Genomic DNA, 1,341 nt, shown 5'->3' on the forward strand with positions numbered 1-1,341 from the left:
AATCGTCTCGGCCCAGCCGTCATCAACAAGCGATTCGTGTGTCATCGCAGTGTAGAATCACACCCGATTCCGCAGGGCAATACCTATCTTAGCGCCTATGCCCACTTGGGGGGAGATTGGCTTCACTGCAGATGCGGTTTCTTCAAAAAGCTGTTTCGGTCGGCGGATTTCACTCGCAGCCAAGTCTCACGACCGTCACGCACGACCCTGAGAGGAATCTCCGAACCCGCCGGATTCTGCCATAGCTTGCGGTAGAAATCGGCGAGACCGTCGACCTCGCCATCGCGCACGTCGGAGATGATGTCGCCCTGGCGCAGGCCGGCCTTGGCGGCGGGGCCGCCTTCGGCGACGCTCATCACCACGACCGCACCGTTCGACTCGGCCGAGAAGGCGCCGAGCCATGGGCGCGGCGGCTTCGCCACCTGGCCGCGCGTCAGGAGATCGTCGAGGATCGGGGTCAGAAGGTTGATCGGCACGACCATGTTGATGTCGGCGACCTCGCCGTTGCGGCTCATCTGCAAAAGCAGCGAACCGATGCCGAGCAGGCTGCCATCCTGGCCGATGAGCGCCGCGCCGCCCCAGGACGGATGCGCCGGGGCAATGAAGATCGCCTCGTCGAGCAGATATTCCCAATAGCCGGCGAATTCCTGCTTGGTGACGATGTGTGCCTTGACCGAGCGGCCGGTGCCGTCGGCAAACACCACGGGGTCGCCGATCTTCGCCTTCGAGGCGTCACCCAGCGCCACCGCCGGCAGGCCGAGCGGCGCCAGCGCCTGCACCAGGCCGAAGCCTGTCTCCTGGTCATAGGCCAGCGCATGCGCCGGCACGACGCGGCCGTCCTGGTCGGTCAGCCAGACCTCCTCGGCCTCGGTGATGAGATAGCCGATGGTGAGCACCAGCCCGTCGCCGCGGATGACGACGCCGCTGCCTTCCCGGCGCGTGCCCAGGGCATTGGCCGTGAAGGCATCGTCGGGAACCATGGCGCGCACGCCAACGACGGAGCGCAAGAGCGGGGAAACGGGATCGATCGGCATGCGGTCATCCTGGCAGATATGCGTGGGCAGTATCCTCTATAGGTATGCCGCGCTGCACAGGGCGCAAGGGCTTAGGCAACAAGGCAATCATTTCAGAGGCTGGCGCTGCCCCTCATCCGCCTGCCGGCACCTTCTCCCCGTATAGTGACGGGGAGAAGGGAGATGGCCGCAACATCGGCGCTCTTGGCAACGCTGGCAATTGGGGAAATCAGTAGGCGACAGCTGTCCAGCCGATAGATGGGTAACACTTTGAACCGGATACATAGGTGACACTTCTCTCCCCCTATGCGTCCGCCGCAGCGCCAAG

The 1,341-nt window shown here is 64.1% G+C and carries 1 protein-coding gene; it reads right to left on the reverse strand.

What is annotated here, in order from left to right; all coding sequences use genetic code 11:
• Positions 1 to 122: 122 nt before the first annotated feature.
• Positions 123 to 1,034 carry a S1C family serine protease gene (locus NKK50_RS31240; RefSeq protein WP_023671416.1) on the reverse strand — a complete coding sequence of 304 codons (912 nt, stop codon included), beginning with the start codon at positions 1,032 to 1,034 and terminating at the stop codon, positions 123 to 125.
• Positions 1,035 to 1,341 lie beyond the last annotated feature (307 nt).

The organism is Mesorhizobium sp. M0001 (assembly GCF_040324255.1).
GTDB lineage: Bacteria > Pseudomonadota > Alphaproteobacteria > Rhizobiales > Rhizobiaceae > Mesorhizobium.